Origin of the sequence: Ventrimonas sp., assembly GCF_048380235.1 — a bacterium.
GTDB lineage: Bacteria > Bacillota > Clostridia > Lachnospirales > Lachnospiraceae > Brotaphodocola.
In genome coordinates, this window is record NZ_DBFCCJ010000042.1 from 48065 (window position 1) to 54779 (window position 6715).

The following is a 6715-nucleotide window of genomic DNA, read 5'->3' on the forward strand; positions in this document are numbered from 1 at the left end:
CTTTACTCTCCATGCAAATAATCTTCTTTCATCATACCACGAAAATGTCCGTTTGTCACAGACATTTTCGTGATTTAGCGTATTAAATTACCCGTATGCTATTTTACTGCCTGCTCTGCGAATTCCGTTGTTACCAGATTCTCATACGGCACACGCGTCTGCAGCTCTCCCGCTTCCTCCAGAATATTTTCCAGCAATTCGAAACTGGACCTCTCAAAGATCAGATTCTCCTTCCAGGTATCCTGATCCTGATACCGTTTCACAATTTTTGTGATATTTTCCAGCGGAGTATCTGAAAACTGCGGCTGGATGGTCTTTGCGATTTCTTCCGCTGTGTGGGAATTCACATAATCCATTCCTTTCTGGAGCGCGCTTGTAAACCTCTGGATGAGATCCGGATGCATGGCAAGATAGCTTTTCTTCGCACAGTAAGCTGTATACGGCACGTAGCCGGAATCCGTTCCCAGAGATGCGACTACATATCCGTTTCCTTCCAATTCCAGTCCTGTAGCAAATGGCTCAAATTCCACCGTATAATCCGACTGGTCACTGGTAAAGGCTGCTGCTGTCAGGCCAAACTGAATACTCTGATCCATAGTCAGGTCTGTTTTGGGATCAATTCCGTTCTTTTTTAAGATATACTCAAAGACCATCTGCGGCATACCGCCTGCACGTCCGCCCAACACCCGGCTGCCCTTTAATTTCTGCCAGGTAAAATCCGGATCCGGCTGACGTGCAACCAGAAAGTTTCCGGCCCGTTGGGTCAGCTGCGCAAAATTGACTGCATAATCCTCCGCTCCCTGGGCGTAGGTATAGATGCTGGCTTCCGATCCCATAAAGCCGATATCCGCATCTCCTGCCAGCATGGCTGTCATGACCTTATCTGCCCCTGCCCCGTTTACCAGAGTCAGATCGATCCCTTCTTCCTGAAAATATCCCAATTCGATGGCAGCATACTGCGGTGCGTAAAAAATCGAATGTGCCACCTCATACAGCGTTACCGGTGTCCGGCCGGATGTTTCCTTCCCACAGCCGCACAGCGCTGCACACGCAAGAAAGCCTGCCAGCAGAACCCGCATTGCTTTTTTCATACTTTTCAAATCCTCCCGAAACTGTTCTTAATACCTACATTGTATGACAGCCGCCATCTCACGTTTCCGTTTTCGGGTTATTTTACTCAGACCTGAGACTCCAGACGCGAAAAACAGCCTGCAGATAGTCCGAAAATCCAGCCTGCTCTACATCACCCGCAGTCAGAATATCCACTTCGCCCAGTGCCTTTCCATCCAGTTCATAACGCAGCACTCCGGCTTTCTCACCTTTTGTAACCGGAGCCTGCAGCGCTTCCGGCAGCAGAAGCTTTTTTTCTATCGAAGAAAAATCTTCCCCACCAAGACCCAGATAAGAGAAGCCTCCCGCATACTGAAGCTGCACTGAAGATTCCACGCCATCCCTCACTTCCATAGCCTGGAGCATTGGCATCTCCTGGTCCTCATAGAGCCTGCAATTTGCATATCCATAATTTAACAATATCTGGGCATCCGCGAAGCGTGCCTTGTAATCCGGTGCCGCCATGATCACTGCGATCAGCCGCACGCCATCCTTCTCCGCAGTAGCGGACAGACAGTATTTTGCCATGGATGTAGAACCGGTTTTTAAGCCGGTCACACGATAGTTCGTTGCCATTTTCAAAAGTCTGTTCGTATTGGAAAGCCCAAATTCCCTGCTCCCCTGCTTCGTCACATGAGTAATATTCTCCATCCATATAGTGGAATAATTATGAATCTGAGGATATTTCGTAATCAGCTCCCGCGACATGACAGCAATATCCCGGGCCGTAGTAAGATGTTCCGGCGACTCCGTCAGACCACAGCAGTCTACAAAGTGCGTGCCTGTCATTCCAAGTCCCTTTGCCCGCTCATTCATACTCTGAACAAAGGCAGCCTCCGAACCCGATATGTATTCCGCCATAGCTACAGATGCATCGTTGCCTGAAGCAATGACAATGCACTTGATCAGTGTTTCTACCGTCTGAATTTCCCCCTCCTCCAGAAACACCTGGGAACCACCCATGGATTTTGCGTGAGCACTGGTCACCACCTCATCATCCAGCCGTATTTTTCCTGCATCGATGGCATCAAAGATCAGAATCAGCGTCATAATCTTGGTAATGCTGGCCGGACTTCTCCGCTCATCCGCATTCTTTTCGTAAATGATCTGTCCTGTAGAAGCCTCCATCAAGACCGCGCCGGGCGCCTGAATCTGTAACGTCTGGCTGCCTTCCGGATTCTTCTGCTCTGTCCGGCTTTCCGCTGTCTGATACCGCATTTTCTGCTCTGCCCGGTTTTCCGCTGTCTCATATCGTATTTTCTGCTCTGTTCGGCTTTCCGATGTCTCATATCGTATTTTCTGTTTCGTCCGGCTTTCCATCGTCTGGCAGCAGCTTTCCTGCACCGTGATGTATCCCCGGTTTTTTTGTCCTGCCCAGGCAGATGAAACAGTCAGATCTACCAGCAAACTGACGCACACAGGCATTACTGCCTGCTTCACAAATTTTCTCACAGTTTTTCCCCCCTCATCACTGCGCAAGCAGCAATCTCTTTCACTGCAATCTATGGCTATTTTTCCAGTTCTATGCTATGATGGAAGCAGGAAGAAATTTACATAAATATAAAGGGGTTTACCATATGAATCTATATTATTCCGGCAAGTCTTACAGGCGCAGTCACCGCCGTTCCAGGTTGCCGCGCTTTCTGGCGGCTTCCGCCTGCATTGTACTGATCGGCGTGCTTGGAACCGGTCTTTTTTTTCTAAAAAAACAACATCAAAACCATGAACCCGGCAGCACCAGCGGCATTGTCATCTCCACGGAGCCAGACAATAGCGAAGCCCCCACTGAGGGGGACGGATTCGTAATGCCGGAGACCCCGGCTGCAGAGCTGCTCCACCAGGCCTATCTGCTGGCTTCCGGTTATGACTATGATGCCGCTATCGAACTGTTAAAAGGTTCCGAAGAATTTGCTACTGATCCGGAGGTCGTTTCTGCCATTGCCGGATACGAAACCACAAAAACAACTCTGGTTCGCACCCCCATCAGCAAAATCACCCACGTGTTTTTTCACACGCTGATTGCAGATCCATCCAAATCATTCGACGGTGACCGGGATGAGAACGGCTACAATCAGGTCATGACCACCATCGACGAATTTAATAAAATTCTGGAAACCTTATACGAAAAAGGATATGTTCTCGTAAAGCTTCATGATATGGCATACGAAACCACAGATGAAAACGGCAATACTGTCATGAAGGCAGGAGACATCATGCTGCCGCCTGGCAAAATCCCGTTTGTTATGTCCCAAGATGACCTTTGCTACTACCCATACATGAGCGGAGACGGCTTCGCAGACCGTATTGTTATCGGTGAAGACGGAAAGCCAACCTGCCAGATGGTCCTTGATGACGGCACCGTCACTACAGGAGACTACGACCTGGTTCCGATCCTTGAAAAATTCTGCGAACAACATCCTGATTTTTCCTACAAAGGTGCACGCGCAGTATTGGCCTTTACCGGCTATGAAGGCATTCTCGGCTACCGTACATCCTCTTCCTATGCCGGTTCTGAAACTTATGAGCAGGACCGCCAGGCAGCTGCAGAAGTTGCCCAATGTCTGCGGGAGCATGGCTGGGAGCTTGCCTCCCACAGCTGGGGACACCTGGATCTCGGTACTGTAGAATGGGAGCGTTTCCAGTCTGACACCGACAAATGGGAATCCGAAGTCGAATCTCTGATTGGTCCCACCGACATCATCCTCTTCCCATTTGGGGCAGATATAGGCGACTGGCATCCATACACCATGGAAAATGAGCGCTTCCGCTATCTTTACAACGCAGGCTTCCGCTACTTCTGCAATGTCGATTCCAGCCAGTACTGGATACAGCTCGGCGATGATTACCTGCGCCAGGGACGAAGAAATCTTGATGGCTACCGAATGTGGAAAGATATGACCGCAGAGTCAGAAGGGCGATCCCGCAAGCTGGAGGATCTGTTCCACGCCGAAGACATCTTCGACAAATCCAGGCCGACCCCGGTTCCAGATATGTAAAAAACACTCCAAACTTCAAAAGCTGCTGGTGAACTTACGCACCAGCAGCTTTTCTTATGCCTGCTCTCTCTCTTTTCAGCTTTCCAAAGAACAGATAGTAAATCACAAACAGTACTGTTGTGGTAACCCAGGTCAGCGGATAGCTGAACATGATCGTATAAATATCACGCTTTAACGGCACAGCGATCAGAATCCATCCAACCCGCAGAACACAAACTCCCAGCAGGCTGATGATCATAGGACACCAGCAGTCTCCCACACCACGCAGGGAACCTGACAGAATCTCGATAGCCACATACTCCACATACAGGGGCGCCAGATAACGCATCATGGCAATGCCTATAGAAATAACATCCTGATCTGTGGTAAACAGCTCATACCCATACACACCATATCGGTAGATGAAAAATGACATGCCAAGAGATGCAAGTACCGTCATGACCATGCAGGTCCGCACACCACGGTGCACCCGATCCATCTTTCCTGCACCGTAATTCTGTCCTACAAAGGTCGTAATCGATATGCCAAAGGCATTGATCATCATCCAAAACATGGAATCCAGCTTACTGTATGCCGCCCACGCCGCCACCGTATTGGTTCCAAGCGAATTGATGCCCGACTGGATAATGACATTGGAAAGGCCATACATCACAGACTGCATGCCCGCCGGAAGGCCTATGCGGATGATGCGCTTCAGCATCCGCCCATCCAGGCGGAGTTCCCTTAACACAAGCCGGTGCATATCCCTTGTGCGGATCAGACAGACTACTACCAGAAATGCACTGAAAAGCTGGGACAGGATCGTGGCAATGGCCGCTCCCACAACTCCCAGACGGAAAAATACGACCAGCACGATGTCCAGAGCAATGTTGACCATACAGCTTGCCGCCAAAAAATACAGCGGTCGTTTGGAATCTCCTACTGCACGCAGAATGGCTGCCCCCACATTATAAACCAGATTGGCAATGATACCGGCAAAGTAAATTCTCAGATATACTACCGAAAGCCCCAGCACATCTTCCGGCGTTCCCATAGACTCCAACAGAAACGGTGCCAGACCGATTCCCACAAACATGAGCACAATTCCGGAAAGGATACTGAACATCAATGCTGTATGAACCGCATATCCCACCATTTCCGGCCGTTTTGCCCCATAATACTGGGAAACGATCACTGATGCACCGGATGACAGGCCTACGAAAAAGCCTACGATCAGCTGCGTCAGCATACTGGTGGAGCCTCCCACCGCCGACAAGGCTTCCTTTCCCACAAACCGTCCCACGATCATGGCATCTGCCGCATTATAAAGCTGCTGGAAAAAAGTCCCAAACAGGATCGGAAAGAAAAAGAACAGCAGCTGCTGCCAGATGATGCCCTCCGTGATCTGATTCCCCTTTGATTTTTCTTTTGTCATGCTGCAAAAACCTCCCCATTACTGTCCTTTCATGATAACGTATTTTCTATTTTTCGTCAATTCCCATCCCTGTATCCAAGAAGTAATCTAAAATTAAAAATATCTTAAAGCTTTTTTGTCCCGTACTTGCTATAATGACAGAACGATTAAGTTTGGAGAATTATTATGCAAAAATACCGAAAATATCTGGCTCTTCTGTTTCTGACGGCCGCTGCAGCCACCGTCACCGGATGCGGCATCTCTGAAAAAGAGGCCAGCATTACGTCCGGCGCGCAGACTGCCCATATGCAGACAGACGAAGAGCCTGCCAATATCGTCCTGATCAATAACATTTATTACTACGATACAGGTCGGACTGTTTTCAGCATTCCCGATCACACAAACGGCACCATCCATTCTGTGACAGCTTCTCAGAATACCCGGCCACAGAAAAATGAAGAAGCAAATTTTGACTGCCAGGGAGCTGCCTACTGCATTCTTGCTGACGGTGCTGCTGCTGTTATGACTGATGAAGCCTCTGGTACCTATGAACTGTTTCTGGCCGATGACACGGTAGAATTCCAGGGTGTCTGCAAAAAGAAAAAAGAAATTTCTTCTGACACCTTGAAATGGCTGAATTTTTATTACAGTCTTTCCGAGTCAGACCGCAATGCCCTTTCCATGATTCCATCCGAATTTGCCGGACAGATTTCCGGAAACAGCATGAGCACAAATGAGACGAGTACCTCCGACTCTTCTTATCTGGAAGCTCTTACCCAGGAGGAACTTGACGCCACAGAAGCACTGGCACAATATTACTTTACCGAGGAGGTTACCTCCTTTGAGGGTGTCGACCAGATTTACCCCGCAGATTCTTCAGATCCACAGTACCATAACAGCGGTATCGAAGATGATTACGGTCCCGGCAACATCATTATCTACCGGGTTCTGACCAATCTCGACCGCCGCGACGGCAACCCATTCCGCTACATCAGCATAGCAAGAAAATCCAAGTCCGATGACTGGAAAATCATCAACAGCGGATTCTAATTGCAATATAATGAATAATCAATAGAGTCCGAAGGTTCGGTCAGACCATACAGAATAAGCAGATGCTGTGAAATTTTGTACTTCATTCGCTCCGCCGCCTATTGCCAGACCTGCGAGCAAAACTCGCGTGCTCTGCACGCTCAGACAATGCTCTCCGGTCTGGCGC

General features: G+C 49.0%; 5 protein-coding genes. 2 read left to right on the top strand and 3 right to left on the bottom strand.

The genetic code is table 11. The annotated features are described in order from the left end of the window. Nucleotides 1–98: 98 nt before the first annotated feature. Nucleotides 99–1091, bottom strand: coding sequence for an ABC transporter substrate-binding protein (locus ACMP1L_RS07855; RefSeq protein WP_178275741.1), 993 nt, complete (start codon nucleotides 1089–1091; stop codon nucleotides 99–101). A gap of 82 nt (nucleotides 1092–1173) precedes the next feature. Beyond that, on the bottom strand, nucleotides 1174–2562 hold the full coding sequence (locus ACMP1L_RS07860) for a D-alanyl-D-alanine carboxypeptidase family protein (protein WP_418452571.1): 1389 nt from the start codon (nucleotides 2560–2562) through the stop codon (nucleotides 1174–1176). A 125-nt stretch (nucleotides 2563–2687) separates the two neighbouring features. Here ACMP1L_RS07860 and ACMP1L_RS07865 point away from each other — a divergent pair, with 125 nt between their 5' ends. After that, complete coding sequence (locus ACMP1L_RS07865) at nucleotides 2688–4106, top strand: polysaccharide deacetylase family protein (protein WP_418452572.1); 1419 nt, start codon at nucleotides 2688–2690, stop codon at nucleotides 4104–4106. 34 nt (nucleotides 4107–4140) lie between these two features. Here ACMP1L_RS07865 and ACMP1L_RS07870 read toward each other — a convergent pair whose 3' ends face one another. Beyond that, a complete protein-coding gene (locus ACMP1L_RS07870) occupies nucleotides 4141–5520 on the bottom strand; it encodes an MATE family efflux transporter (RefSeq protein WP_418452573.1) in 1380 nt (459 codons plus the stop codon). 165 nt (nucleotides 5521–5685) lie between these two features. On the opposite strand from ACMP1L_RS07870, the gene ACMP1L_RS07875 reads away from it, so the two are divergent. Beyond that, on the top strand, nucleotides 5686–6549 hold the full coding sequence (locus ACMP1L_RS07875) for a hypothetical protein (protein ID WP_418452574.1): 864 nt from the start codon (nucleotides 5686–5688) through the stop codon (nucleotides 6547–6549). Nucleotides 6550–6715: the final 166 nt, after the last annotated feature.